The organism is Planotetraspora kaengkrachanensis, from assembly GCF_016862895.1.
In the GTDB taxonomy this organism is placed as follows: Bacteria; Actinomycetota; Actinomycetes; order Streptosporangiales; family Streptosporangiaceae; genus Planotetraspora; species Planotetraspora kaengkrachanensis.
Window position 1 is genome coordinate 314,769 of record NZ_BONV01000002.1, and the last position, 26,915, is coordinate 341,683.

At 69.0% G+C, this 26,915-nt stretch carries 23 protein-coding genes; 13 read left to right on the forward strand and 10 right to left on the reverse strand.

The genetic code is table 11. From position 1 onward, the window contains the following. The first annotated feature begins 112 nt into the window (after nucleotides 1-112). The 3 genes from Pka01_RS04260 (at nucleotide 113) to Pka01_RS41140 (ending at nucleotide 3,688) form a co-directional block, all read left to right on the forward strand. The gene (locus Pka01_RS04260; RefSeq protein WP_203881224.1) at nucleotides 113-922 is read left to right on the forward strand and encodes an ABC transporter ATP-binding protein; all 810 of its coding nucleotides are present in this window, start codon (nucleotides 113-115) and stop codon (nucleotides 920-922) included. Further along, nucleotides 907-2,781 (forward strand): hypothetical protein, encoded by a 1,875-nt coding sequence (locus Pka01_RS04265; protein ID WP_203881225.1) that lies wholly within the window; start codon nucleotides 907-909, stop codon nucleotides 2,779-2,781. The genes Pka01_RS04260 and Pka01_RS04265 overlap by 16 nt, the downstream gene beginning before the upstream one ends. A gap of 79 nt (nucleotides 2,782-2,860) precedes the next feature. Continuing rightward, entirely contained in the window at nucleotides 2,861-3,688 is an 828-nt protein-coding gene (locus Pka01_RS41140; protein ID WP_203881226.1) for a LysR family transcriptional regulator, read from the forward strand. Here the strand turns inward: Pka01_RS41140 and Pka01_RS04275 are convergent. Next, on the reverse strand, nucleotides 3,685-4,461 hold the full coding sequence (locus tag Pka01_RS04275) for an SDR family NAD(P)-dependent oxidoreductase (RefSeq protein ID WP_203881227.1): 777 nt from the start codon (nucleotides 4,459-4,461) through the stop codon (nucleotides 3,685-3,687). The genes Pka01_RS41140 and Pka01_RS04275 overlap by 4 nt on opposite strands. A 302-nt stretch (nucleotides 4,462-4,763) precedes the next feature. Between Pka01_RS04275 and Pka01_RS04280 the strand changes: the two genes are divergently transcribed. After that, nucleotides 4,764-5,573, forward strand: a complete 810-nt coding sequence (locus Pka01_RS04280) for a sensor histidine kinase (protein WP_203881228.1) — start codon at nucleotides 4,764-4,766, stop codon at nucleotides 5,571-5,573. Nucleotides 5,574-5,603: 30 nt separating this feature from the next. Here the strand turns inward: Pka01_RS04280 and Pka01_RS04285 are convergent, their stop codons facing one another. Together Pka01_RS04285 and Pka01_RS04290 are read right to left on the reverse strand one after the other, a co-directional pair. Further along, a complete protein-coding gene (locus tag Pka01_RS04285) occupies nucleotides 5,604-7,943 on the reverse strand; it encodes an ATP-binding protein (protein WP_203881229.1) in 2,340 nt (779 codons plus the stop codon). Nucleotides 7,944-8,067: 124 nt separating this feature from the next. Next, entirely contained in the window at nucleotides 8,068-8,223 is a 156-nt protein-coding gene (locus Pka01_RS04290) for a hypothetical protein (protein ID WP_203881230.1), read from the reverse strand. A 26-nt stretch (nucleotides 8,224-8,249) separates the two neighbouring features. Between Pka01_RS04290 and Pka01_RS41520 the strand changes: the two genes are divergently transcribed. Then, the gene (locus Pka01_RS41520) at nucleotides 8,250-8,510 is read left to right on the forward strand and encodes a TetR/AcrR family transcriptional regulator C-terminal ligand-binding domain-containing protein (RefSeq protein WP_203881323.1); all 261 of its coding nucleotides are present in this window, start codon (nucleotides 8,250-8,252) and stop codon (nucleotides 8,508-8,510) included. A gap of 59 nt (nucleotides 8,511-8,569) precedes the next feature. Here the strand turns inward: Pka01_RS41520 and Pka01_RS04300 are convergent, their stop codons facing one another. Next, nucleotides 8,570-8,962 carry a hypothetical protein gene (locus tag Pka01_RS04300; protein ID WP_203881231.1) on the reverse strand — a complete coding sequence of 131 codons (393 nt, stop codon included), beginning with the start codon at nucleotides 8,960-8,962 and terminating at the stop codon, nucleotides 8,570-8,572. A gap of 227 nt (nucleotides 8,963-9,189) precedes the next feature. On the opposite strand from Pka01_RS04300, the gene Pka01_RS04305 reads away from it, so the two are divergent. Continuing rightward, a complete protein-coding gene (locus Pka01_RS04305) occupies nucleotides 9,190-11,523 on the forward strand; it encodes a DUF4132 domain-containing protein (protein WP_203881232.1) in 2,334 nt (777 codons plus the stop codon). An 11-nt stretch (nucleotides 11,524-11,534) separates the two neighbouring features. On the opposite strand, the gene Pka01_RS04310 is transcribed toward Pka01_RS04305, so the two are convergent. Continuing rightward, entirely contained in the window at nucleotides 11,535-12,536 is a 1,002-nt protein-coding gene (locus Pka01_RS04310; RefSeq protein WP_203881233.1) for an SDR family NAD(P)-dependent oxidoreductase, read from the reverse strand. 79 nt (nucleotides 12,537-12,615) lie between these two features. Then, on the reverse strand, nucleotides 12,616-13,455 hold the full coding sequence (locus tag Pka01_RS04315) for an oxidoreductase (protein WP_239114721.1): 840 nt from the start codon (nucleotides 13,453-13,455) through the stop codon (nucleotides 12,616-12,618). A gap of 104 nt (nucleotides 13,456-13,559) precedes the next feature. Between Pka01_RS04315 and Pka01_RS04320 the strand changes: the two genes are divergently transcribed. Further along, a complete protein-coding gene (locus Pka01_RS04320; RefSeq protein ID WP_203881234.1) occupies nucleotides 13,560-14,462 on the forward strand; it encodes a LysR family transcriptional regulator in 903 nt (300 codons plus the stop codon). A 137-nt stretch (nucleotides 14,463-14,599) separates the two neighbouring features. Further along, a complete protein-coding gene (locus Pka01_RS04325) occupies nucleotides 14,600-15,064 on the forward strand; it encodes a nuclear transport factor 2 family protein (RefSeq protein WP_203881235.1) in 465 nt (154 codons plus the stop codon). Nucleotides 15,065-15,076: 12 nt separating this feature from the next. Here Pka01_RS04325 and Pka01_RS41525 read toward each other — a convergent pair whose 3' ends face one another. Both Pka01_RS41525 and Pka01_RS04330 read right to left on the reverse strand, forming a co-directional pair. Continuing rightward, complete coding sequence (locus Pka01_RS41525) at nucleotides 15,077-15,406, reverse strand: VanZ family protein (RefSeq protein ID WP_373318093.1); 330 nt, start codon at nucleotides 15,404-15,406, stop codon at nucleotides 15,077-15,079. Between the two features lie 29 nt (nucleotides 15,407-15,435). Further along, complete coding sequence (locus tag Pka01_RS04330; protein ID WP_203881236.1) at nucleotides 15,436-16,284, reverse strand: helix-turn-helix transcriptional regulator; 849 nt, start codon at nucleotides 16,282-16,284, stop codon at nucleotides 15,436-15,438. 142 nt (nucleotides 16,285-16,426) lie between these two features. On the opposite strand from Pka01_RS04330, the gene Pka01_RS04335 reads away from it, so the two are divergent. After that, a complete protein-coding gene (locus tag Pka01_RS04335) occupies nucleotides 16,427-17,956 on the forward strand; it encodes a carboxylesterase/lipase family protein (protein WP_203881237.1) in 1,530 nt (509 codons plus the stop codon). Nucleotides 17,957-18,005: 49 nt separating this feature from the next. On the opposite strand, the gene Pka01_RS04340 is transcribed toward Pka01_RS04335, so the two are convergent. Beyond that, nucleotides 18,006-19,325, reverse strand: a complete 1,320-nt coding sequence (locus Pka01_RS04340) for a PP2C family protein-serine/threonine phosphatase (RefSeq protein WP_203881238.1) — start codon at nucleotides 19,323-19,325, stop codon at nucleotides 18,006-18,008. A gap of 414 nt (nucleotides 19,326-19,739) precedes the next feature. Beyond that, a complete protein-coding gene (locus Pka01_RS04345; RefSeq protein ID WP_203881239.1) occupies nucleotides 19,740-20,855 on the reverse strand; it encodes a glycosyltransferase in 1,116 nt (371 codons plus the stop codon). A gap of 19 nt (nucleotides 20,856-20,874) precedes the next feature. Between Pka01_RS04345 and Pka01_RS04350 the strand changes: the two genes are divergently transcribed. From Pka01_RS04350 to Pka01_RS04365, 4 genes are all read left to right on the forward strand, one after another. Then, nucleotides 20,875-21,315: a MarR family winged helix-turn-helix transcriptional regulator gene (locus tag Pka01_RS04350; protein WP_203881240.1), complete on the forward strand. Its 441-nt coding sequence runs from the start codon at nucleotides 20,875-20,877 to the stop codon at nucleotides 21,313-21,315. Nucleotides 21,316-21,553: 238 nt separating this feature from the next. After that, nucleotides 21,554-22,204 carry a hypothetical protein gene (locus tag Pka01_RS04355; protein ID WP_203881241.1) on the forward strand — a complete coding sequence of 217 codons (651 nt, stop codon included), beginning with the start codon at nucleotides 21,554-21,556 and terminating at the stop codon, nucleotides 22,202-22,204. A 105-nt stretch (nucleotides 22,205-22,309) separates the two neighbouring features. After that, the gene (locus tag Pka01_RS04360; protein ID WP_203881242.1) at nucleotides 22,310-23,488 is read left to right on the forward strand and encodes an anhydro-N-acetylmuramic acid kinase; all 1,179 of its coding nucleotides are present in this window, start codon (nucleotides 22,310-22,312) and stop codon (nucleotides 23,486-23,488) included. Between the two features lie 550 nt (nucleotides 23,489-24,038). After that, nucleotides 24,039-26,837 carry a beta-N-acetylhexosaminidase gene (locus Pka01_RS04365; RefSeq protein ID WP_203881243.1) on the forward strand — a complete coding sequence of 933 codons (2,799 nt, stop codon included), beginning with the start codon at nucleotides 24,039-24,041 and terminating at the stop codon, nucleotides 26,835-26,837. Nucleotides 26,838-26,915: the final 78 nt, after the last annotated feature.

The window sequence follows — 26,915 nt, forward strand, 5'->3', positions numbered from 1 at the left end:
TTCGCTGAAGCGAATTCCCCCGGAAACGGAAGCGGCGTGAAAAGTGTTACGAGAGGACTTCTAAGTCCATTTGCGCAGCAGTAACGTACCGACATCGGCCAAGGGGGCATTGATGGACAAAGCGATCGACCAGAATTCAGGGGAGTTACCCGGGGGCGATGAAGGACCGGCTCCAGCACTGCGATTGAAAGGCCTTCATAAGGTCTTCGCCGACAACACCGCGGTCGACCACGTCGATCTGGTGGTTCCGCGAGGCTCGTTCTTCGGCCTCGTCGGACCCAACGGCGCCGGCAAGACCACAGCGCTGTCGATGGCCGTGGGCCTGCTCCGACCGGACGAGGGCCGGTCCGAGGTGTTCGGCGTCGATGTCTGGTCCGACCCGGTCCAGGCGAAGTCGCTCATGGGCGTCCTGCCGGACGGGCTCGCGATGCCCGAACGGCTGACCGGCCGGGAGCTGCTGACATTCATCGGCCAACTGCGCGGCATCGCCGACGACGTGCTGGCTCGGCGAACCCAGGATCTGCTCAACGTCATGGAGCTCAACGACGCCGAGCGCACCTTGGTCGTCGACTACTCCACGGGCATGCGCAAGAAGATCGGTCTCGCGACCGCGTTGTTGCACGGGCCGCGACTGCTCGTCCTCGACGAGCCCTTCGAGGCCGTCGATCCGGTCTCGGCGGCCGCGCTCAAGGCGATACTCGGGCGCTTCGTCGCCTCGGGTGGTTCCGTGATCCTCTCCAGCCACGTCATGCCCCTCGTCGAGCAGCTGTGCGACACCGTCGCGGTGATGGCCAAGGGCAGGCTCGTCGCCGCGGGCCCCCTGGACGAGGTGCGCGGCGACGGCAGCCTGGAGGAGACGTTCGTCCGCCTGGTGGGCGTCGAGGCCGGCGCCTGGGAGGAACTGTCGTGGCTGGCGTCCTGATCCGGATGAAGCTCGCGATCATCCAGCACTCCATGACGGGCGGCAAGGCCGCCTGGATGATCATTGGTGGCCTTTTCGGCATCGCCTTCGCGGTCGCCACCATCTGGCTGAGCGTGCTGGACAGCCTCTCCCCGGCCGTGGTGGCCGACCTGCTCGCCGCGGTCTACGTCATGTGGATGCTCGGCTGGATCGTCGGGCCGGTCTGGGGCGGCTCCACGGTGCTGCGGGTCGACCACTTCGCACTGCTGTCCGTGCCGCACCGCAAGCTCGCCGTAGGACTGCTCTGTGCGGGCTTCGTCGCCATCACCACGGTGGTGACGTTCCTGGCGTTCGTGAGCTTGATCGTTTACGGCGCCCGCCTCGGGTTCGTGCCCGCGCTCATCGCGGCGCCCGCGGTCGTTCTGCAGTTGGTCTTCGTCGTCCTGTTGTCGCGGGTCGCCATGGTCGTCTTCGGCGTCGTGGCGAAGTCCAGGGTCGGTGCCGCGTTCACCGGCGTGCTCATCGCCGCGTTGATGGTCCTCGCCCAGTCCGGTTGGATGGTCGCCGTCGCGATCCAGGTCTCCGGCGTGCTCGACGACGGCTTCGGATCTGGTTTCTCCACCACGGTGCGGGCCATCCCGTCCGGCTGGGGCCTCGTCGCCGTCGAGTCGGCCGCCCGGGGCGACTGGGCGTTGGCGCTCGGCGCGCTCGCCGGGCTGGCACTGCTCATCGTGTTGCTGCTGCTCGGCTGGAGCCGGAGCCTCGGCACCCCACGGCGGGCGCGGATCACGATCCGCGGCTCGCGCAACGCCGCGGTCTCCAGCGGCGGGCTGTTCGCCGGGCGTTCCGGCACGGTCCTGCGCAAGGAGTTGCGCACCTGGTGGCGCGACCCGCTGCGCACCCAGACGGTGTTCGTGCCGCTGGTCTGGGCCCTGGGCACGACCCTGCTGCCGCTCACCTTCGGCGAGAAACTGCTGCTGCCCTGGACCGCACCGGCGCTCGCCGTCATGGCCGGCGCCGCCATGTGCAATATCTACGGCCTGGACGGGACCGCGCTGTGGATGACCCTGCTCACCGGCAGCGAGCGTGCGGACCTGCGCGGCAGGCAGCTGGCCTACCTTCTCATCTTCGGCCCGATCACGCTGTTGATCGCGGTGGTCTTCACCGCCTGGAGCGGATTCGCCTACGCCTGGCCCTGGGTGCTGGCCCTGACACCGGCGATGCTCGGCGGGCAGGCGGGGCTCGGCGCTCTCATCTCCGTGGCGGCGCTCTCACCCGGCCCCGACGCCCACAAGCGCCCAGAGAATCCGCTGGAACACGGCAACACGACAGGCCAGGCCAACCTCATGTTCTGGGGCGGGCTGCTGACAGGGATCCCCCCGGCCGCGTTCCTCATTCTCGGCGCCGCCTACGACAACGCGTTCCTGTTGTGGACGGCCGTCCCGGTGGGGGTGGCCACGGGCGTCTTCCTCGCCTGGTGGCTGGGACGGGTCGCGATTCGCAGCCTTCGGGTGCGCGGGCCGGAGATGCTCTTCCTCATGCGCACCGGGCGCAACAGCACGCCGGTCAAGATCGAGATGCCGAAGCGTGACGCGTGGGTCGCCCTCACCGGCTGGACGCTGGGTTCGATCGCGCTCTTCCCCCAGGGAATCGTACCGATGATCTTCCTGCTGATCGGTCTCGACGTGAAGTCGTGGTTCCTGCCGCTCTATCTCGCCGGTCCGCTCCAATGGCCCAGCGCCATCGCCATGGTCCTCCTCGGCTCCTACCTGTACTACATCGCCATCAAGCTGAGCGTCCGCAAGAAGCCGGCATCCCCGCCTGACGACGACACCACCGCTCCCCCGCCCGGGCAGAGCCAGGAGCTCGAATCCGTCTAGGGAGTGTCACGAGCGTGGTCGCACCCGTCAACGCCGACCCACGGTATGCGGGATGACATGGCCTGTTACCTTGCGATATGTGGACCGTCTGGAAATGCGCGAGGTGGAGTACTTCATCACTCTTGCCGAGGAGCTGCACTTCGGACGGGCGGCCGAGAGGCTCGGGATCGCACAGCCGCCGCTGTCGAGGGCCATCGGGCGGCTCGAACGCCGGCTGGGTGTGCGGTTGTTCGAGCGGACCAGCCGCCGGGTGGAACTGACCGCCGCGGGCGGCGTCTTCCTGGCCGAGAGCCGCCGGGTGCTCGACGCGATGGACGCCGCCGTACGGCGGGCCCGGCGGGCCGCACAGCGGCAGCGCCTGGTCGTCGCCACCAGGCCGGGGACGGGGCCGGGGTTGATGGCGAGGACGGTCCGGGCGTACGAGCGGCTGCCCGGGGCGGTGCCGGTCGAGCTCGTCTTCACCAATGACCAGGTGGGAGCACTTCACAGCGGCGCGGCGGACATCGGCCTGATGTGCGGCCGCGGTGACCTGGACGGGATGGCGAGCGTCGAAGTGGCCCGAGAGGCCGCGGTCGCGCTGCTGCCGCCCGATCACCGCCTGTCCAGGCTGTCCGCGGTGACGTCCGCCGAGCTGGCCGGGGAGGACACCTACCGTGAGCTGTGCCCGGCCGACACTCTGGACCAGATCGTCGAGCTGGTCTCCCTCGGCCAGTTGATCGTGGTGGCCGGTGCGAGCGTGACCCACCGCATCGGCACCACGATCGTGGCGCTGCCCGTCACCGACATCCCGGCCACCCGGCTGGTGCTGGCCTGGCCGGATGGCACCCGGAACGCGGCGCGCGCGCTTTTCGTCCGTACGGCCAAGGCCGCCGCGGCCGATGACGGCAGCCTGGGCCGGGCGTCCTAGACGAGCCCGACGCCGAGCTGGGTGGCGCCCCCGTCGGCCGCCAGCTCGACGCCCGTGATGTAGCTGCTCTCCGGCGAGGCGAGGAAGAGCGCGGCCGCGGCCTGCTCCTCGGGCCCGGCCAGGCGGCGTAGCGGGATCGCCGCCGCGTGCTCCACCCGCCACTGGTCGCGTGCCGCCGCGTCCAGGCCGGACGCCTCCAGGGCGGAGTCCACCGCGGGCGTGATCGTGCCGCCCGGTGCGAGCGCGTTGACGCGGATGTTGCGCGCGCTGAGCTCATTGGCCCACGACCGGGCGAAGGATCGGACGGCGGCCTTGGACGCGGAGTACACGCTCAGGCCCGCCTGGCCGCTGACGGAGGCCATCGAGGTGACCAGGACGATCGACCCGCCATCGTTGAGCAGCGGCAGCGCCTTCTGCACCGTGTAAAGGGTGCCTTTCACGTTGATGTCGAGGATCTTGTCGATGTGCTCCTCGGTGACATCGGCCAGTCCGGCGAACTCTCCGAAACCGGCGTTGGCGACGACGGCGTCGAGCCGGTGGCCATGCTCGGAGACCGTGGCGTACAGGCGGTCCACGTCCTCCGGCCGGGTGACGTCGCTCCGTACGCCGACCACGCCGTGACCGATCTTCGCGACCGCGGAGTCCAGCTCCTGCTGTCTGCGGCCGGTGATGTAGACGAGTGCGCCCTCCTCGGCGAACCGTTGCGCCGTGGCGAGCCCGATCCCCGCGCTGCCCCCGGTGACGACGGCGACCTTGCCGGCGAGCTTTCCCATGTGAAACTCCTGGTGGTGATGCATCGTGAACAGGTCGAGTTCACCACCGGGAGTGCCGGGAACCAATGAGCACTCAAGTATCGGGCGATGCGCTCAGAGGTATGGATCGCGGCATCGGCGCCGCGTCCCCGGGCGATCCGACGGCCCGGCCACACCGTCGCCACGCGGGCTTTCCCCGCCTACCCGCATAGTCTCGGTATGGATTTCGTGGTTTTTCCCGTCCTCGGGGAGGCCGCGGGCTCTCATGCTGGGGGTGGGGTGTTCGACCGCACCTTCCAGCCGTGGATCGAGGAGATCCGAGAATGAACCGCAGTCTGAACTGTGCCGACCATGTCGAGCGGATCGCTGACCGCGTGCTCAGGCGGCAGCGTCAGTTCGCCGCCGACGCGTCGCACGAGCTGCGCACCCCCATCGCCGCCGTACGTGTCGAGTTGGAGGCGGCCCTGCTGTATCCCGGCGACGCACGCGAAGCTCTCGACGGGGCGCTGGGGGCACTCGAGAGGCTCGAGTCGATAACCGCCGACCTGTTGCTGCTGGCGGACATCGGAACCGTGCCGCTGACCACCAGGGACGAGGTGGATTTGGGCCGAGTGGTTACGGACGAGCTCGGGTGCCGCCCGGAACGGCGGCGCATACGGATCAACTGCGAGGAGGGTGTGGCCGTCGAGGGGTCGCACCCCATGTTGTCCCGGCTGGTGGCGGGCCTGCTGGACAACGCGGAACGCCACGCGGCGACGACGGTCGATGTGGACGTCCGGCGGGACGGCGACCGAGCCCTGCTGTCGGTGGCCAACGACGGCGAGCCTGTGCCCGTGGAGGACCGCACGCACATCTTCGAGTTGTTCGCCCGCAGGGACGCGGCCAGGAGCAGGAGCCACGGCGGCGCCGGTCTCGGCCTGGCCATCGTCCGAGAGGTCGTCAGGGCCCACGGCGGGGACATCATCATCCAGGACGGCGATCCCGGCGTGCGGTTCGTCGTTCGCCTTCCACTCGCGTCGTCCGTCCTGACGTCTCTGCGGGATCAAGGGGCGTACGGCCGCTCGCTGGACACGGGCGCCCCGAACCCGCTGCTCGCCGCGTCCTGTGGAGCACGGAACCTCGACGTTCAGTGAGGCACGGCGGACGAGCCGGCGCGGGGTCCCTCACCGGTCTCCTCCCCCGGCGACTTTTCTGGCGGTCATCCAGGACGCGATCTGGGTCCGGGACTTGAAGCCGAGCTTGGTCATGATGTGCTCCACGTGGCTCTCCGCGGTGCGCTGGGCGATGACGAGCTCGGACGAGATCTCCTTGTTGCCCAATCCCCGGGCGACGAGTTCCGCGACCTCGTGCTCCCGCCTGGTCAACGGGGAGGGGGCCGGCGCGTCGATCTCGTCGTCCTTCTTGTCCGTGACCCGCGGGGTGCCGAGCGCTTCCGCGGTCGCGTGTCCGAGCGTCCATTCGCCGCCCTGCCTGACCGCCTCGGCGAAGGCGGCGTCGCCCAGCCCGTCCCGCAGGGTGGCGACGCACCGTTCGTGGAACTCGGCGTGCTGGCTCCAATGGGCGGAGATGCCGGCCGTGCGGCGCACCTTGTCCGCGGCGCCGAGCATGTGAGCCGCGCCGATGAAGTCGCCCGTGCCCGTCAGGGTCCAGGCGAGCGCTCTCATGCCGATCGTGATGATGAGCCGGTCGTCGAAGTCGCGGCCGACCACCAGGCTTTCGCGCAGCAGCGAGATCGCCCGCGCGCTGTCGCCGTGCTGCCAGGCGTCGAGGGCGACGATGATCATCACCCAGGCGCGGATCCAGCTCTCCCCGTGCGCCTCGGACAGTGCGAGACTCCGCTCGATCAGCTCGGCGGCCCGCCGCCGGTCCCCGAGATAGTCGGCGGCCGTCCCGAGGGAGAGCAGGGCGCACGCCAGACGCATGGTGTTGCCGGCCTCGGTGTTCCTGGTCACGGCGTCCTCGAAGAGGGCGGCCGCCCGTTCGTAGTCGCCCGTGATGTTCGCCGCCATGCCCGAGACGAGCGCGGCCAGGCCCAGGGCCCCCGCGTGGCCCAGCTCACAGGCGAGCGCCCGGCCCTCCTCGACGAGCCGCTCGGCCGCCGCGATGTCGCCCTGCGTGTAGGCGACGTCGGCCTCGGCGCACAGGGCCTCCGCGCGCATCGCGGTGGGACCTGGAGCCGCCTCCAGCATGCGGGCGAGCCAGTGGTGGCCCTCGCTGTAGAACGCGTTGGGCTTCCAGTGGGTCTCGTACAGGAGGGTGGCGATGTGCAACCCGGCCTCCGCCTCGCCGGGCTCCTGCAGGCAGAATTCCAGGGCGGCCCGCAGATGCGCACGCTCCAGCCGCAGCCGGGTGAACCAGGAGACCTGCCGGGGGCCGAACCACTCGGCGACGGCCTGGTCGACCAGCAGCCGGTACCTGTCCCGGTGCCGTCGCAGCAGCGCCCGCCGCTCGTCGGCGCCCAACCGCTGCCGCCCGAACTCCCGGAGCGTCTCCAGCATGCGATAGCGGACCTGCCTGTCGTGCTCCTCGCGTTGCAGCAGCGACTTGTCCAGCAGCCCGTCGATCAGATCCAGGACGTCCTCTCCTTCGATGCCGTCGCCGGCGCAGACGGATTCGACGGTCTCCAGATCGAAGTCTCCCGGGAAGATCGACAAGCGGGTCCACAGAGTCTGCTCGGAGGCGGAGAGCAACTGGAAGCTCCAGTTGACCAGCGCGTGCAGTGTCCGCTGACGCGGCGAGGCCGTACGGCTGCCGCGAGTGAGGAAACGGTAGCGATCGTTGAGGTGTTCGACGAGCGCGTCCACCGACAGCGCCCGCAGCCGCACCGCGGCGAGTTCGATCGCGAGAGGGATGCCCTCCAGGCGGCGGCACAGCTCGGCGACCGCCGCCTGGTTGCCCTGCGTGAGGGTGAACTCCGGCACCGCGGCCACCGCGCGTTCCAGGAACAGGGCGACCCCGTCGTACAGCTCCGGCGCCTTCGCCGTCAGAGGCCGGCCCGAGTCGGGGACCGCGAGCGGTGCCACCCTCATCCCCTGCTCGCCCACGATGCCGAGCGACTGCCGGCTCGTCGCGATGATCCGCAGTTCGGAGGCGGATCGCAGAAGACGGTCGGCGAGTTCGGCGCAGGAGTCGCTCAGGTGCTCGCAGTTGTCGAGAAGGAGCAACGTCCGCTGGGAGGCCAGCAGCTGTGCGAGCCCGTCCAGCGGGCAGGCCGTGGACTCGTCGCGCAGGCCGACGGTCGCCGCGACCGTCTCCGCCACGAGGTGCGGATCGTCGAGGCCGGTGAGGTCGACCAGCCACACCGCGTCGAAGGCCCGATGCTGCTCGGCGGCGGCCCGGAGAGCGAGCCGTGTCTTGCCGACGCCGCCCACCCCGGTCAGCGTCACCAGCCGTGAGGCGACCAGCAACTGCCTGATCCTTGCGAGTTCCCGTTTCCTGCCCACGAAACTGGTCAGGTCGGCAGGCAGGTTGCCGACCTGCCGCACCTGCCTCGAACCAGCCATCACCTCACGCTAGAAGGGGCGAAGCCGCAGGTCAACGCCACAATCCAGGCGATTGGCCGAGCTCGGGGGCGTGCCGTCATAGGCCGTGCTCACCACGCCCTGATCAGCGGCGCGGGGCAGGTCGTCATTTCCAGACGCCCACGCGAGCGATGTGGGCAGCGGTCATCTCCCAGATTCGCCGCTGGAATTCGACGTCGTACGACACGGCCGGGGAGCGGATCTCGGCCCCGATGTGGAAGTAGCGGCCTGTGGTCCCGGCCAGTGCCGGGGCGGTGGCCACATTGAGGGTGGCATGCGCGCCTTCTTCTGGCGGAAGGAGGGGATCCGCACGTCGCGACGCAGCGCGACGCCTGCCTCGACACACTCAACGAAAGGCTCGGGGCGGCGCTGGCGCTGGCCGCCGCGAACCGTGAGATCGACATCTCCGCGGATCCGATCGACTTCTCGGCGATACTCGTCGGGCCGATCATCTATCGCGTCGCCATACAGGCCGGATCCGTCTCCGATCACTTCATCGATCAGCTCATCGACGGCCTGGGGGCGTGGGAGGGGCGTCTCGGCTCATAGGCCGGGTGCGGGCATGCCTCGTTCACGCCCTCTGTACCGAGTCTCCGCAGGCGGGCGGGTCAGCCACCGACCAGGGGAACGAGCTTGACGAACGAGATCACCGGATCCGTGGTCAGGTCTATCTGCTCGTCCAGATCCTCGATCTGCCGGTCATCGGCCAGCAGGATGAATCCGTTGCGCTGAAAGGCCTTCTCCGCGATGTCGGCCTGCCGCTCCCAGTCGATCGGCCGGGCCGTACGCACCCGGTATCCGTTCAGCTCGGCCTCAGCGTCCTCGGGCATGACCAGTCCGTTGAAGCGCGCCGACGTGGTCGCGTTGTGGCGGGCGACATCCTCACGCACGCGGAGCCGTACCAGTTCGCGGGCGGTGATCCGATCGGGCAGATCCGGCAGCGTGAACTCCTCCAGCGGTCTGCCGGTGGCGGTCTCGTCTCGGAGGGTGACCTGGGCCATCACTTGTCTCCAGTGGGTAGGGGGCGCCGCCAGGAATATCAGTCCGCTCCGACAGAACAAGCCGAGACCGGTGGGCCGGAGAGCGGCCGCAACCGTGTGATTCCGCCTGGCCGTTCCGGTGGCGGGATTCTGTCGGTGCGCCCCGCCATGATCCCGCCATGCGCGAACTCACTCAAGGGACGGCCCGCATGCCTCTTTCCCCACTGGCACACCGTATGCGCACGCTCATGACGGATCCGGCCGCGGAGCGTCCGGATCCGTTGCCCGACGTATCCCAGTTGAGCCCTTTCGATTTGGGGACCCTCCTGCCTCTCGCCTACCGCGCGGCCGGGAACGGCGTGGCCGGAGGAATGAGGTTCTTGGTGGAGGACGCGGCCAGGCAGCGCCGGCCCCTCTTCACACCCGAGGCCTGCCTGGACCTGTTCGTCGCACTGGTCAACGGCTTGAATGCCCGGAAGTGGGCCGATCTGTGCGTTGCCGCGGGGGCGCTGTTGCGCTGCCCCGACGGGCCGCCCCTCACCGACCTCGCCGGCCCCGCGCGGACGCTGGTCCGCTTCCTGCTCCGGGCCGGTCGAACCGACCACCCCTATGCGCTGCTGACGGTGGCGGGGCTCGCCGGGTTGGACGCCCAAGTCGCCCGAACGCTTGAAAGAGGCCGGGGGCCGATCGCAGTCGGCGAGATCAACCTGCTGCGTGACTGGGACGTGCAGCGCCGGGCCCTGCTGCTCGAAGTCGTCCAGGACAGGTCGTACAACTCCCCTCCTCCGCTATCGGACGCCTGGGAACGGCTGGCGGCGATTCCGGAATACGTGGCCTTCGCCCGCACGACTCTGGAGGCGGCGGACGCCAGGATCGCGGCGATCCACGCCCACGAGCTCGCCTACCAGGCCGACCGTGCGTTCGACGGCGCGGAGAAGGAGACGATCGGCCGTGCCGTACGGCTGGCGCTTCTCCGTGACGAGCCCTGGCTCCCCGACCTGCTGACCAGGCTGCTGACCGGGGTCGCGGTGGCGCCCACCGCGGCCAGGACCTTGCCCTCCCAGGCCGTGCTGTACGAGGTCGGCCGCGCCGCTCAACGGTTCCCGACCCCCGAGGTGATCGTCGCTCTGCGTGCGGCGAGCTCGGTGACCCGCCACAAGGCCGTGCCCAAGCAGCTCGACCGCATGATCAAACGAGCCGAGCGCTCGCTCGCCGACCGAGTCGAGGTCGCCTTCAGGATGCCGGACCTCGGCTTCGACACCGACGGACGGCTCAGCGTCCCCTTGGGTGACCACACGGCGGTGATGACGATCGGCGACGACGTCGAACTCACGTGGTGGCAGGGTGACAGGCGATTGAAGAGCGTCCCCTCGGCACTGCGCAGAGACCGCCCTGACGAGGTCAAACAGCTTCGCGACCTGGTTACGCGGGTCCGTCGCCAGCTCGCCACCCTGGTCCGATCCTTGGAGGCCGGATACACCGGCGAGGCAGTCCACACCTATGCGAAGTGGCGTGCGGACGTCGCGACGCACCCGATCGCGGGCGCCGTCGCGAAGCGTCTGATCTGGGAGATCGAAACCTCACCCGGGCATTGGCAGAGCGTGCTGCCGGACCTCCACGACGTCACGGGCCGTCCCATCGCGGAGCCGGGACCCGAGGCGCGAGTCCGGCTGTGGCATCCGTCCCGCGCCCCGCTTGCCGACGTGACGGCGTGGCGGGAGCACATGACCGGCCGGCGGTTGCGCCAACCCTTCAAACAGGCGTTCCGCGAGGTCTACCTGCTCACTCCCGCCGAGGAGCGCACCGGCGTCTATTCCAACCGCTTCGCCGCCCACGTCGTCGATTATCAAAAGCTGTACGCGCTCTTCAAACAGCGTGGCTGGGAGACCGACCTGCTCGGCCCCTGGGACGGCGGCGACGCGGGCGACGCGCGGCGCGTGCTGGCGGGCGGCCACTGGCGGGCTTCCTTCTTCCACGACTACCTCCCTGAGGAGGGCGACTACGCCGCCACCGACCAGGTCCGCTTCCACCACTCGGCCGACGGCGAATGGCGGGAGGCGAGGCTCGCCGAGGTGCCGCCGCTGGTGTTCAGCGAGGCGATGCGAGATGTGGACCTGTTCGTCGCGGTCACCTCGATCGCCGCCGACCCCGAGTGGGTGGACCGCGGTGAGGACCGGCACCACGCTTACTGGAGGCAGACCGCCTTCGGCGACCTGCCGCCGTCGGCCGAGGTGCGCCGCGACGCGCTGGCACGACTGCTGCCCCGTACGGCTGTCGCCGACCGCTGCACCCTCACCGACCGTTTCCTCGTGGTCCGCGGCGAGCTGCGCACCTACAAGATCCACCTCGGCAGCGCCAACATCCTCATGGAACCCGGCGACGTCTACCTGTGCATCGTCTCCGCACGCGGACACGACGCCAAGCTGTTCCTGCCCTTCGAAGAAGACGGCCGCCTGTCCCTCATCCTCAGCAAGGCACTCCTCCTCGCCAACGATGACAGGATCACCGACCCGACCATCCTCCGGCAGATCAGGGATCACCGGGAACCTCCCCCAGCGCCGCTGCTCCGGATCGACGACTGATCGCTGGAGTGTCAGATCGTGCTGCCGGTCAGCCGTTCGCTCAGGTCCCACAGACGGTCGGCGAACTGCGGGTCGACGGCATAGGACATCACTCCGACGGGTGTCTCCACCCGGCCCGTCATCACGTCGATGATCTCGTCATGCGAGGTGAGCAGCGGGGAGACCTCGTTGTTCTCGCAGTAGACGCCGCCCATGCCGTCCAACTGAGGAGCGGTGGCGCACCAGACGATGGTCGACGCCCCCTGTTCCGCGGTCTTGCGGCCCGACCGCGGGTCGATGACGCGGTCGCCGTGCTCGTCGACGAGGTCATTGGTTCGCAGATACTCCGGCGTGGTCCACGGGCTGAGGTTGGTGCCGATGATGAGGCCCGGGTGCAGCGAGAAGCCGCGGATGCCGTCGGCCTCACCACGCCGGTCCAGCCCGACCGAGAACAGGATGTTGGCGGTCTTCGACTGGCCGTAACCCAGCCAGCCGTCGTACTCGCGCCGTTCGAAGTTCGGGTCGTCGAAGTCCACGGGCGAGAGGTTGTGCGCCCAGGCCGACACCGTGACCACCCGCGCGCCCCCGGCCCGGCGCAGGGCGGGCCAGAGCCGTGTGGTGAGCTGGAAGTGGCCAAGGTGGTTCGTGGCGAACTGCGCCTCGTACCCGCGGGTGTCCCGGGTCAGCGGTACGTTCTGGATCCCCGCGCTGTTGACCAGGATGTGCAGGGGCCGCCCGGTGGCGAGGAACCTGTCGGCGAACGCGTCGATCGAGGCCGGATCCATCAGATCCAGCTGGTCGATCTCGACGCCGTCGATCCCCGCGAGCATGTCGCGGGCGCGGTCCGGGAAGCGCACCGGGACGACGACCGTCGCGCCGGCAGACCGCAGGGCACGGGTGGTCTCCAGGCCGAGGCCGGAATGGCCGCCGGTGACGACTGCGGTTCTGCCCGACAGGTCGATCCCCTTGATCACGTCGGCGGCCGTGGACGCGGCGCCGAAGCCGGAGCCGATCGGTTGTTGCGGACTGGGCATGTCAGATTTCTCCTCGAAGGATGCTTCAGATCCCGCCCCTCGGACCTCACGGGGCGGCCCGCACGTACAGCGGGGCGGCTCAGGCGACCGTCGTCGACCGGCTGAGCGTCTCCCAAGTGACCATGTCGGCCAGCAGGGACTCGTGGTGGGCACGCAACGCATCGACCGCGTCGCCGCCGAGTACGAGGCGGAGCGGCGGGTTCTCGGCGTCGAGCACCTTGATGATGGCCGCAGCGGCCTTCGCGGGGTCACCCGGTTCGTTGCCCGCGATCCCCGCGACCATCTGCCGGAGGCCTCCCGAGCTCGCCTGGTAGGCCGGGTTCTCTGGGGCCAGAACCATGTTGTTGGTGATCTTGGTGCGGAACATGCCCGGTTCCACCAGTAGTACCCGAACGCCCAGGGGTGCCAGTTCACTCGACAGCGCCTCGCTGAAAGCCTCGAGCGCGTGCTTCGCGGCGTCGTAGGCGGCCAGCCCCGGGTAGGTCATCCGGCCGCCCAGGGAGCTCATCTGCACGATCGTCCCGCTGCGCTGCCCGCGCATCAGGGGGACGATCGCCTTGGTGACCTCCGCGGCACCGAAGAAATTGACCTCCATCAGTGAGCGCAACTGCTCCATCGAGGTTTCCTCGACGGCCCCGATCATGGTGAACCCGGCGTTGTTCACCAGGACGTCGATCCGGCCGTACGACGCCAGCGTGGCCTGTACCGCAGCGTCGATCGAGGCCGGTTCGGTGACGTCGAGCGCCGCGGTGCTGATCCGGCCCCTGCCCTGCCGGGCCAGTTCGGTCAGAGTTTCCGGCCGGCGGGCGGTGGCCATCACCCGGTCACCCGCGGCCACCGCCGCCAGCGCCAGTTCGCGGCCGAAACCGGAGGAACACCCAGTGATCAACCAGACCCGGCCCTGCGTGTCGTTCTGCATCTTCCCGCTCCCGTTACGTGTTCGTCGTGAACGCGATCGATGTTGCCGGGGGACGGCCGGCTACGGCCAACACCGATTGCCTGGTGCGGCGGTAGGCTCAGCCTGTGACCCCTGACCTGCGGCAATTCAGGTACTTCGTCGCCGTCGCCGAGGAGTCGAGCTTCACCCAGGCCGCCGCCCGGCTGATGATCACGCAGCAGTCACTGTCGCAGCAGATCAACACACTGGAACGGATTCTGGGCGCGAGACTGTTCGACCGAGACAGTCGGGGTACCAGGCTGACCGATACCGGGGCGTTGTTCCTGCCCGAGGCACGCGCCGTGCTGGACCGTGCCGACGAGGCCGTCGCCGTGGTTCGTGGGGCCGTACGCGGCGAGACCGGCGAACTCCGCCTGGCCTTCCTGGCGACCACCGCCAACCACCTGCTCCCACCGGTGGTCCGGGCCGCCCGGGACCATCTCCCCAACCTGAAACTCACCACTGAGGAGACCTCGATCGGGTCGCTCGTCGAGGGCCTGTTCGACGGCCGGTACGATCTCGCGTTCACCCGCCCACCGCAGGTCCCCGGCCTCGCCGCGCGAACCGTCGCCACCGAACAGGTGTGCGTCGTCCTGCCCCAGGGGCATCCGCTCGCCGACCGCACCGAGCTCGCCCTGTCCGAACTGGCGAACGAACTTTGGGTGATGACCCCGCGCAACTCCTGGGAACCCTGGCACCAGAGATTCGACGAGAACTTCCGAGCCGCGGGGTTCACTCCCGACATCGTCGCCCGGGACGCCGGCGTTCAGGGGTTGCTCGGCCTCGTCGCCGCCGGTGTCGGGATCACCCGGCTCGGCTGGTCGGCGCACAACCTGCGCCGTACCGGCGTGGTCTTCATCCCGCTCACCGGGGAGAGCATGCCGACCGAGATGGTCTGGCGGCCCGGCAACACCTCGCCCGCGCTGCGCCGGATGGTGGACGTGGTCACCGACCTGGCCGCCACGACGGACCTCACCGCCACCGGCTGACCACCCCCTGGCGCCCACAGGCTGCGCCTGCCGCCGTGCCAGGCAACCGGTGTTGGCCTGCCCGGACCGGCCCGGGCCAGTATCGGCTCCTGGCAAATGCACCACGGGCACCGTCCCGCTGAGCACAAGGAACCACCATGAGCACACCCAACCCGTTCCCCGAACAGTTCGCCGATCGGCTGGCGATCCGCGAACTGGTCGACGCCTACGCCCATCTGGCGGACCGGCGCGACGCCCAGGGACAGGCGGCGCTCTTCACCGAAGACGCCCGCGTCGCGGTGTACGACGGCGAGCCCGACACCACCGAGCCGGCCCAGGCCCTCAACGGCCGGAACGAACTGGCCGCCGCCTTCGGCTCGCTGCGGAGCTACGACAAGACGACCCACTTCAACGGTCAGAGCACGGTGACCGTCGACGGTGACCGCGCCACCGGAGAAACGTATTGTCTGGCGCACCATCTCTGGACCCAGGAGGGGCAGCGCACCCTCATGGTCATGTCGATCCGCTATCACGACCTCTTCGCCCGGCAGAGCGGTCGGTGGCTTTTCGCCGAGCGCCGGCTGATCATCGACTGGGTCGACCGCCGGCCTTCGACCGCCTGAAGGCTTTCGGAGTCAGAGTCGTAGATCACCAGCTCCCGGCGAGCAGACGAGATCCCCGTCCGGGCTGCCGTGACACTCGTCTCGCGGCGCGTCCACACCGTCGCCAGAACGAAATCGGGAAGGGAGAAACGGCGCAGTGGCTGCTTCAGTGGACCGGCGAACCGGATGATCGTATAGCCGATCATGCCTTCCGAGAGTATTAGCGATCACGTCATTGATGTCAGTTCCGCGGTCATTGTTGATGAGAAGTACCAGCAGCAACTGGCAGCATTCGATCCCCACACTGAAAATCGCAGCCCAAGCGGCGGCGCGTCGCAGCGAGAAGACCCGGCTCGACATCATTGGCAGCGGCTACCCGAATCAGGTAACGGTCAGTCCCATCGCCGCGTCTGCGCCCAGCCAGAGAGCGATTTCAGCGCGGCTTCGGAGGGCGACCCCGGTTCGGCGGTGAAGACGAAGAGCAGCTGGTCCGAGGTCGCAGGAAGCGACAGTGCCTGGCACGTGATCGTGAAGTCGCCGACGATCGGGTGGTGGAAATGTTTGCTCACGGCCATGCGAATCTGAACGTTGTAATCAGCCCACAGAGGCCGGAAGTCCTGACAGTTCTCCAGGAGTTCGTTGATCAGCTCATTGAGCTTCGGGTCGTCCGGGTGGCGTCCCAAGGTGAAACGGAGCAGGCCAGTGACATTTCTCGCCACAGCAGGCCAGTTCCCGTAGAGCTCACGGGATGCCTCGTTCAGGAAGGTGAACCTCGCCACGTTCCTCTCGCGGGCCGGCATGTCGTCGTAACCGATCATCAGGCATCGGTACATCCGATTGACCGCGAGGACGTCCAGGTAACGGCCGACCACACATGACGGGATGGCGGCCTGGTCGAGGTTGTCGAGTAGTTCGTAACTCGGGGCCTGCACGCCCTGTGCCGAGGAATGTTCGACGCCGGTCGTCGATATCCCTGCCAGGGCGAACAGGTGGGCGTGCTCGATCTCGTTGAGCCTGAGGGCGCGGGAGATCGAGTCGAGGACCGCAGGTGAGGCGTTCTTGCTACGCGCCTGCTCCAGCCGGGTGTAGTACTCGACACTGACGTCGGCGAGCCGCGAGACCTCCTCACGGCGCAGTCCTCGGACACGCCTGGGCCGATCCGCCTTGATCCCGACATCCTCAGGACCGAGGCGGGCCCTGCATGACTGGAGGAAGACCCCCAGATTCGTCAGGCGGTCCACCCATCCAGTATGCGCGCTTCGTCAGGAAGCCCCGCCGCAGGCTGGACGAATTCAGGCTCAGGTGGGCTGCCCCCTAAATGCTTTGCCCACAGATGACGCGCACTGCGATGCTCGGACGAGCCAGCCGGAGAGGAAGCCGCAGATGGCCGTCACCGCATCCAGCAAGCCGTCCGGGTCCGAGCCGGAAGTCCGGACGGCGGCCGGCGTCCTCCGCGGCGGCCGGGAGGCGGGCCTGGCGGTCTTCCGCGGCATCCCGTTCGCCGAGCCGCCGGTCGGCGCCCTCCGTTTCGCCGCGCCGCAGCCGGTGCGCAGCTGGGACGGTGTGCGCCCGGCGGTCGCGTACGGCCCGCCGCCCCCGCAGTCCAGCGTGCTCAGGATGTCTCAGGACACCGACGGCGACGACTGGCTGACGATCAACGTCTGGACACCGGAACCAGATCCCGCGGCAGGGCTCCCGGTGATGGTGTGGATCCCCGGCGGCGCTTACGCCATCGGCGACTCCAGCCTCCCGGAATACGACGCCGGGCACCTGGCCGGCAGCGGAGCCGTGGTCGTGACCCTCAACTACCGTCTCGGTATCGAGGGTTTCGCGCAGATCGGCGGCGCCCCGGCCAACCGGGGACTGCTCGACCAGGTCGCGGCCCTGCAGTGGGTGCGGGACAACATCCGGGTGTTCGGCGGCGACCCGGACCGGGTCACGGTCTTCGGGCAGTCGGCGGGTGGCGGATCGATCGCCGCGCTGCTCGCCATGCCGCGCGCCGCCGGGCTCTTCCGCCGGGCGGTCGCGCAGAGCGTTCCGGGGACGTTCTTCTCCCCCGAACTGGCCGCCGACATCGCCGCCGCCTTCGCCGCCGAGCTGGGCGTACGACCCACGGTGTCCGACCTGTCGGCGGTGGCGCCGGCCCGGCTGCCCGCCGCGGGCGACGCGGTCTTCGCCAAGACGGACCAGTGGCGGGAGCGCTGGGGGCAGATCACACACCGGCCGATCCCGTTCGCACCTGTTGTCGACGGTGACGTCCTGCCGGCGACTCCCTGGGAGGCACTGGCCGGCGGCGCCGCCCGGGACGTCGGACTTCTCGTCGGGCACACTCGTGACGAGCACCGGTTGTTCAGCCTGATCGACGGCGTGCTCGGCCAGGTCACGCACGAGCAGACCGAGACCGCTCTGCACACGCTCGCGCCCGGCCCGGACGGTGCACGCCGCTATCGGGAGGCGTTCCCGGCCGCGGCCGATGAGGAGCTGTACGAGCTGGTCAACGCGGACTGGTTGTTCCGCATGCCGAGCCTCCACCTCGCCGACGCGCAGATCGCCGGCGGCGGCCGGGCCCACCTCTACGAACTGACCTGGTCCGCCCTGGAATCGGGCGGTGCCCTCGGCGCCTGCCACGGCCTGGACGTGCCTCTCGTCTTCGGCAACCTGAGCAGCGGGCAGACCGCCATGCTGATCGGCGATCCGCCCTCCCCGGCGGCGGAGGAACTGTCCGCGCAGGTCCGCCGGGCGTGGACGGCATTCGCCGTTCACGGCGACCCGGGCTGGCCTCCGTACGACGCCGACCGCCGCCTCGCGCAGCTCTTCGACACGCCGTCGACGGTCACCGCCTACCCGGAAGAGGCCTCGCGGCTGCTGTGGCGGGATCACACCTTCCCGGCGCTCCCGCTGCTCGCGCGATAAGGCAGTTCCGTGCAAACCGGGCAGAGGCGGGCCGTGCCGTCCAGGCCCGCTATCCGCCTGCGCCCGTCTCGCCGGACGGCAGCACACGAAGCACCAGGATGGCCATGTCATCGATCATGTGCCCGCGGCTGTAGGTCAGGACGGAATCACTGATCCCCTTCACGTGAGCCTCCGCCTCCGCGTTCCCGACCTTCGAGATCAGCGTGATCAACCGCTCTTCTCCGAAGAGATCCCAGTCGTTCGCGGCGTGCGCCTCGGTGACCCCGTCGGAATACAGCACAAGAGCGTCCCCGGGGTGCAGCGAGAACCGGACCTGCCCAAGGTCGGCGTCCGGGAACATGCCGAGCAGGGTGCCCGAGGTCCGCAGGGACTCAACGGTGCCGTCAGCGCGGTGGAGCAGCGCCGAAGGGTGCCCCGCGGTGGTGATCAGGCCGGTGAAACCGTCCTTGTCCGGTCGCATGATGGCGCAGACCGCCGTGAGGAACCGTTCGTCCGGTTTCCGTTGCGTCAGCAGCGCCTGGTTGAGCTGCGCCAACACGCGGTTCGGCGACAGCGTGTTGAGGGCGTCGGCACGGATGGTGTACCTGGCCAGAGCCGTCAACTGGGCGGCCTCGACACCATGTCCCGAGACGTCACCCAGGACCACGCACCAGCGAGACTCGCCGGTCGGGAACAGGTCGTAGAAGTCCCCCGTGACGATCACGCCGCCGGCGGCGGGGATGAAAGCCGCCGCCGCCTCCATGCCGGCCATCTCCGGCATGACCGGTGGCAGAAGACTTTGCTGAAGAGTTTGCGCAAGCTCCGTCGAGGTCGCTCCCGCCGCCTGCAACGCGGACACACGGCGATTCGCACGAGTCAACGCGCCACGGAGCGCGATCTCAGCCGAAATCGCCTGCGCCAAGGCCGACAGAACCTGAATGTCGCCCTCCGACCATGCCCTCGGCGCCGCATCCAGCACCCACAGGCCGCCCAGGACCTCACCCTCGGGACCGTGGACCGGGCAGCCCGCCATGGCACCTATGTCCAGTTCCGCGACCACGGCCAGGTCCCGGACACGTGGATCGTGGGCCGCGTCCTCAACGATCAGAGGCGTATTCGTCGCGACCAGCGTCCGGCACGGACTGGCCTCGACCGGGAGCCGCCGGTCCACCTCCTCGGCGCCTGCCAGACCACCCGGCCCGATCGTGCTCCTCCAGAGCGAACGCTCACTGCCGACGATCGACACGAACGACCGCACGGCGTTCGTCGTGCCGGCGGCAAGCCGGGTGAACCGATCGAGTCCGGGGTCATGCTCGGAATCCAGCAGACCCGAGGCCCGAACGGCCGCCAGCCGCTTCGGGTCACGCACGGCCGATCGGGCATCCGCCATCCGGAACCCCACCTTGCCTTTGACGCGGTCTCTTGGGTGAGCTACCGCTAAACATCAAAGCACGCGACGGCCGTCCGTCCCGGCCCGTGCCGGCGACGCGTGGAACCGACCCTGAATGACGGCCGGCGGTGGGGCCGAACGCGACGATTTACCGCGCCCGCCGTCTCGCCAGTTCGCGATGACCGGCTACTAGGCCATAGGTGACGAAACCCGCCAAGACGGCCAACACTAGGACGAACACGTTCTTGATCAAAGTGACCCCCGGTCGCCTACAACAGTGATCCGCTACGCACTGTACGTAGGTTCGCATTGCCCACTTTTGCGTCTTCGTCACTTCGAGAGGAACTCAAGGGTTCCCATCCACTTCCGAGCTTTCGCGAGGGAGAACGTCCTTCGCCACGGTCACGCAGTGGATCAGCGCGACGCGACCTCCATGATCGCCTCCGCGGCGAGTCCGGGGCCGTCGACCTCGTCGTACCACGACTTGATCTGTCGCGCGGCCATGCGGTGGGACTCACTTCGAAGCATCTTGTCGGCCTGCGGGCCGACCTGGTCGAGATCGATCGGCTCGGCCGCCCCCAGCCGATGGAGCAGACCGACGTTGAACTGCTGCTCCGGTTGCAGCGGCACCGCGATGAGCGGGACTCCCGCCGCCATCGCCGTCTGAACACTCCCCTGCCCGCCGGTGGTGATCGCGAGATCGACCCTCGGCATGATCAGGTGGCTCGGCAGCACGCCCTCCACCAGGACGTCGTCTCCGGCCAGGTCGGACAGATCGTGGACGACCCCCGCGACCAGCACCCGCCCGCGCAGTTGCCTGACGATGCGCCTGACCAGGTCGGCCGGGGTGGACGTGAGCGCGACATAGACGATGGGGCCCGGCCGGTCGAGGAACGCCGTCACCCGAGGGGGGACGGGCAGGTCGAGGTGGGCGAACAGCGGGCCGGTGTAGCGGAACCTGGCACCCATCTCATCGGCCGGCACGCCGAGCACCTGCGGCACCTCGGGGACGAGGGTCAGGTCGCCGCACAGCAGTTCGGGCAGGTTGGGAATCCGCTTCACGCCGAGCTCGTCGGCCACGCGGTTGAAGCCTCCGCAGTACGCCGTGAGCTCCAGGAGCCCCGGGTCCAGTGCGGGAGGCACCCAGGAGCCCGCGTGCTCGGTCACCAGCGTGGTTCCGGTCAGTTGCGTGGACAGCCGCGTGCTGAGCGTGATCCCCGTGACCGCGACGGTGACGCCGTGCTCCCGGAAGTAGTCGGCTTCCGCCAGCACGTGCTCCCGCAGTTCGGCGTCGCTGTACATGCTCTGGTCGGGTGGGCCGAGCCCCAGGCCGTCCCGGACGAACCGGACACAGCGCTCGTGATCCATGCGCGGTTCGATGACGTCGTACGGCACGCGGAGCTGGTCCTCGTGGGTGCCGCCATGGGTGGCGATCCTGACCTGGGCGCCGCGGCGGCGCAGAGCGTGGTACAGCTCCAGCATCCGCGAGGTCTCCGACAGGTATCCGCAGTGGGGGACAAGAGCGATCATATTAGGTAATATATTGCCTATGTCTGAGCCGTACAAGGCCACCGAGCCGCATGTGCACGCCTTCCGGGCGGTCCTCGCCCTCGCCCAGCGACTGCGGTATCTCATGGACGACCGGCTGCGCGGGGACGGGCTCACCACCCAGCAGGCCGCGTTGCTCACTGTGGTGGACGCGCTCGGCGAACCGTCGCTCAAGGAGGCGGCGGCCGTGCTCGGCAGCACGCACCAGAACGTCGCGCAACTGGTCGCGTCCCTGGAGCGCAAGGGAATGCTGCGGATCGCCACCGACCCCGCCGACAGGCGCCGCCGCAGGCTGGTTACCACGACGGCCAACACCGAATACTGGCGCGAGCGGAACATCGGCGACCACGCCGCCGTCGCCACATGGTTCTCCGCCCTCGGTCCCGGCGAACTCGAGACGCTGTGCGGGCTCCTCGACCGCGTCCTCGCCGACCTGAAATGAGGCTCCTTCGGGTGCGGTCCTGTTCTCGCGGTAGAAGGAGTCGACCGGCGCCATCTGAGGGCCACATGCTGCCGAGGTCGCCGCTCTCCCTTCGCGTCCGCCGGCCTGGCATACTTCGCGCGTGATCTTCACTCTCGGACCCACTACCTCGAACGGGACCTCGGCCAGGGTCCGTATTCCTCGGCCGCACGTGGGTTTATGGCGCAGCCTCCGCACGGCCATCGCCCTCATGGTTGTAATGACCAATTTCGGCTGTTCTCTGGCCGCTCAGGGCAAGAGCGGACCGACCCGGGTGAACCAGTTGGCGTTCGCGTTTCACCGGATTAATCCGTCTGGATACATGGATCAGACGCTGGACATCGTCAACAAGGGGCCGTCAGCCGTCATACCGACACTGGAGATCACGGCGGTGGACCGCACCGGTGCAGCGCTGCCGGGAGTCACCGTGAGCACAGCCTACGGATCCGACCAGGCGAAGATGGTTGTGCCGGCTCGAGAAATATCAATCGACGTTCTCGCCTTCACCGGCGGTGACGCCGCGAGCGTGGCGGACGTCCGGGTGACCGTCCGTGGAATGGCTGATGCGGCATTCCCTGTTGCGCCCCAAGAGGTGGAGGCACAAGCAGTCGATGGAGCGGGGCGGCCGACGACGAAGTTCGGGCCGTTCGACGCAGTCGTTCTCACCAATCCGAACCACGGGAAGGTCTCCGCCGGGGTCGTCTGCATCTTCTGGGAGCAGCCACCTGATGGGCAGCCGCAACAGGCGCGAGCGGTCATCCCCGTCGGCGTCACAACGGTCGAGGGAGACGGCTCCGCGACCATCCGCGCCTCCGGGGAAACGAGAAACGGCTGCGATAGCCTCAAGGTCTACTTCTCCCCGCCAATCTAGAAGACCGTCCAGGGAACCTACTGGCGTCTTTGCGGATCGCACCGCAGCCGGCTCCACGCGTACGTCACCTTGTGGGACCCGCCCATGCCGGCACGGGGAGGAATCGTGCGCGTGATCGGGCTGATGTCGGGCACGTCCTACGACGCGATCGACGCCGCGGCGGCCGAGCTGACTCTCCTGGGTGACGAACTGGTGATGCGCCCGATGGGCGGGCTCAGCCTCCCCTATCCGCAGGAGCTGCGAACGCGGATCGCCGCCGTGCTGCCTCCGGCGGCGACGACGGCCGCGGACGTCTGCCGGCTCGACACCGGCATCGGCCGGTCGTTCGCGGACGCGGCCGCCCGCGCCCTCGACGAGCTCTGTGGCGGAGCCGCCGACCTGGTGGTCTCACACGGGCAGACCGTGTTCCACTGGGTCGACGACGGTGTCGTCCGGGGCACCCTGCAACTCGGCCAGCCTGCCTGGATCGCCGAGGCGACCGGGCTGCCCGTCGTCTCCGACCTGCGCGGCCGGGACGTCGCGGCCGGCGGGCAGGGCGCGCCGCTGGTGAGCATGCTCGACACGCTGCTGCTGCGGGCCCGGGCCGGCGTCCCCGCGGCCCTCAACCTCGGCGGCATCGCCAACGTCACCGTCGTCCCGCCGGGCGCCGACCCGGTCGCCTTCGACACCGGCCCGGCCAACGCGCTGGTCGACGCGGCCGTACGGCATTTCACCGGCGGCGCCCGCGACCACGACGAGGACGGTCGCGGCGCGGCCGCGGGCCGGGTGGACCAGGGCCTGCTGGCGTGGCTGCTCGACGATCCGTATTACCGCAGGTCCGCGCCGAAGAGCACCGGCAAGGAGCACTTCCACCTGCCGTACCTGCTCGAGGCGCTGGCCGCGCGGCCCGTGGCGAATCCTGACGACGTCCTGGCCACGCTCACCCGGCTGACCGCGGTGACCGTCGCGGACGCCTGCCGGGCCCATGGCGTCACCGAGCTCGTCGTGTCCGGCGGCGGCGTCCGTAACCCGGAGATGATGCGGGTGATCGGGGAGGAACTGCCGGGCGTACGGCTGCCGTCCAGCGACGACCTCGGGGTGCCGTCCGCCGCGAAGGAGGCCCTGGCCTTCGCGGTGCTCGGTTTCCTGACCGTGCACGGGCTGCCCGGTCAGGTGCCCTCCTGCACCGGGGCGCGCCATGCCACACCGCTGGGCTGTGTCACGCCGGGCCGCCATCCGCTGCGCCTGCCGGCGCCGGCGGCCGTACCACCGCGGCTGCTCCGCGTCGCCGGGCCCCCGGTATAGACCGGCTGTGGCGACAGCCGCCGTTGTTGCGAATCCGATACATGGCGGTATAGACCAAAACTTTAACTTCTGTTTACCCTGACAGCCTGAGATCCCTCCATAAGGGATCTATCCACCGCCCATGGCCGCCAACCGGTATAGACCAGCCACCCCCCGAAAGCAAGGCGGTAATCGAGATGAACAAGAAGATCGCCGGGACGGTCGGTCCCCTGGCCGCGTGAACTCCCCCACCACCACATCAGGAAGCTGCACCGACGCTGCAGCGCCCAACGGGTCGCCGGACATGTCCAACTGATGCCCGGACGCGGCCCGTGCTGGAGGTATGCGGTACCCCGATTTAAGGAGTGACGTGAAGATCTCGTTCCTATCGGCGAAACGCGAGCAGACAAGGGGCCGTGGCGGAAGCCGACGACCTCGGGCCCGCTCGGTCTCTGCTCTGACATTCGGTGCGCTCCTCGCCACATCCCTCACCGGTGTCATGGCGAACGCCGCACAGGCCGACACGGCGTCGACCGCGCCGGCATCACCCCAGATCGTTCCTCCGGTTTCGGTGAGCACCACGCCCGAGAGCGTCAACCTCGCCCTCCTGCCGGGTGTGGTCGCCTCCGCCAAGTCGCAACGTACGACCGCGCCCGCCGCGACGTACGCGCCCGCCAACGCCGTCGACGTCTTCGTCCACAACGGCTGGACCTCGAACTACGCGTCGGTCGGCGGCGGCTACAACCCGGCTCAGGACTGGTTCCAGGTCAAGCTGGCCACGCCCGCCCCGGTCTACGAGGTGTACAGCCTCTGGACGTCACCGGCCAAGCCGACGGAGTACGACCTGCAGGTCGCCACGGACGCCGACTGCCAGACGTGGACGACGGTCACCCACGTGGTGAATCCGAGCGACAAGGATTCCCATGTGATCGACCGCAAGGACCCGATCTCCTGCGTCCGGATGCAGGCCCTGGCCACGAATTCCACGACCGGATACACGATCAACGAGTTCGAGGTGTGGTCCGGTCCCAAGCCGGCGCCGGTCGTGGGTCAGATCATCCCCGTGCCCGTGCAGCAGACGCCCGGCACCGGTCAGCCGTGGGCGCTCACGGCCAAATCCCGGATCGTGGTCTCCGACAGCGGACTCGCCGGCACGGCTGAGGTTCTCGCGGCCTCCCTGCGGCCGGCCACCGGGTACCTCCTCCCCGTGGTGACAGGTTCCGCCACCGCCGCCGACATCGCCCTCGCCCTCGGGCCGGTGCCCGGCGTCCCACAGGGCAACGAGGTCGCCGCGGCCGAGGGCTACTCCCTCACGGTGTCGAGTGCGGGCGTGAAGATCGTGGCCCCGAAGGCGCACGGCCTGTTCAACGGCTTCCAGAGCCTTCGGCAGTTGTTGCCCGCGGCGACCTACTCGCCTTCTGTCGGCGTGGGGCCGTGGACGGCACAGCCGATAACGGTCGTGGACTATCCCCGCTATGCGCACCGAGGCCTCCAACTCGATCCCGCCCGTAACTTCATGACGGTGGCCGAAGTGAAGTCCATGATCGACCAGGTGGCGGCGTTGAAGGGCGACCGCCTGCACCTGCACCTGAGCGACAGCCAGTCCTGGCGCCTTGAGATCAAGGGCTACCCGACGCTGGACGGCACCGGGTGCAACGGCGCGAACTGCATCGCGGGTTTCTACACGCAGGAGGACTTCAAGGGCATCGTCAAGTACGCGGCCGACCGGTTCATCGAGGTCGTCCCCGAACTGGAGGGCCCGGCCCATGCCACGGCTGCGGTCACGGCCCTGGGCGGCCGCGCGGTCATGGGTTGCCAGGGCCAGACCCAGAGCGACCGGTTCTGCACCAATCCGAACGACCCGGCCAGTGCGCGGGCCCTCGCGTTCTGGCGAGACGCGATCGCGCAGCTTGCCGCGATCTCTCCCTCCTCCATCATCCACATCGGTGGGGACGAAGCCATCGGGATGCCCCACGAGGACTACAAGTGGTGGATCCGGCAGATGGAGATCATCGTCAACGACAACGGCAAGCGGCTGATGGGCTGGAACCCGGCGCTCGAGGGATACGCACCCGGTTCCACCTCCATCAACCACTACTGGTCCGACTACACCGGCGGTGGTCCCGCTCTCATCAAGCCTGAGTGGTTCAACCAGGGCCGGGACGTCATCGTGACCCCGGAATGGAACGCCTACCTCGACTTCGGGTATGACGGGTCGCCCGGCAGGACGCCGCGAACGGAACTGCTCCAGGCCTACTCGTGGGACCCGGAATGGGTGTACGAGAAGTACCGGTCAGTCTGGGCCCAACCCGCCTACGGCGGTCCGAAGGCTGAGGACATCCTCGGTATCGAGGCGCCCATCTGGGGCGAGCAGATGCGTGGACTGGCCACCAACGAGTACATGGTCTTCCCGAGGCTGGCGGGAATCTTCGAGAAGGCCTGGTCCCCCAAGGTGCTCTCCCAGGACTACGACGCATACCGGCAGCGGCTCAGCGTCGCCGGGACCCGGTGGGCGTTCGCGAACGTGAACTACGGCTCCATCTCCCAGGTCAGCTGGGGCACGGCGGCGATGGGGACGCTCACCCGTTTCGGCGCGGACAGGACCCTGAGCGACGCGCCCCTGGCGCGTCTGGCCGCCGGCTCGATTCCGCCCGGTGCGTCCACGGCCGTCATCGATTGGGGCGACGGATCCCCGACGGAATCGGCCGCCATCGCGGGACGTGATTACGTGGCGAGCCAACGGCAGGGCAGAAGCCTGATGTCGGTCAGCGGCAGCCACACCTATCCGGCGGACGAGGTGTACCACGGAACCGTCACCTACAGTTACCAGGACCAGACCTGGGCCGTGCCGTTCACAGCGACCAGCGTCCCGGCCTGCACAACGATGATCACCGGGACCCACTCTGGCCCGTTGACCGTCTCGTCGGGTTTCACGTGCCTCGAAGACGCGACGATCACCGGACCGGTGACCGTGCGTTCAGGCGCCGGGCTTTACGCGTCCGGGTCCGAGGTACGCGGTCCGCTGACGGCGTCCGGGGCCGTCGACGTTCTGCTGTGCGGTACCACGGTGTCCGGGCCGGCCGCCCTGAACGGTGGAGCGCGGGTCTGGCTCGGCAACCACAACGGGGACTGCGCCCCGGCGACGATCAAGGGTCCGGTGACGGTCACCGGCACGACGGGTCACGTGACGATCGACGGCTCGACGGTCGCCGGCCCGCTCGTCCTGCAGAACAACACGGCGGCGACGACCGTCGCCGGCAACCACATCGGCGGGCCGCTGTCGTGCGCGGGGAACTCCCCCGCGCCGAGCAACGACGGCCGGCCCAACACCGTGTCCGGCCCGAAGTCTGGGCAGTGCGCCAGGCTGTAGACGGACGAGATGACCGGCCGAGGCGTCAAGCCCGGTAGGTGAACTCCGGCCGCGGCGGCCCTCCCGCATCGTGAGATG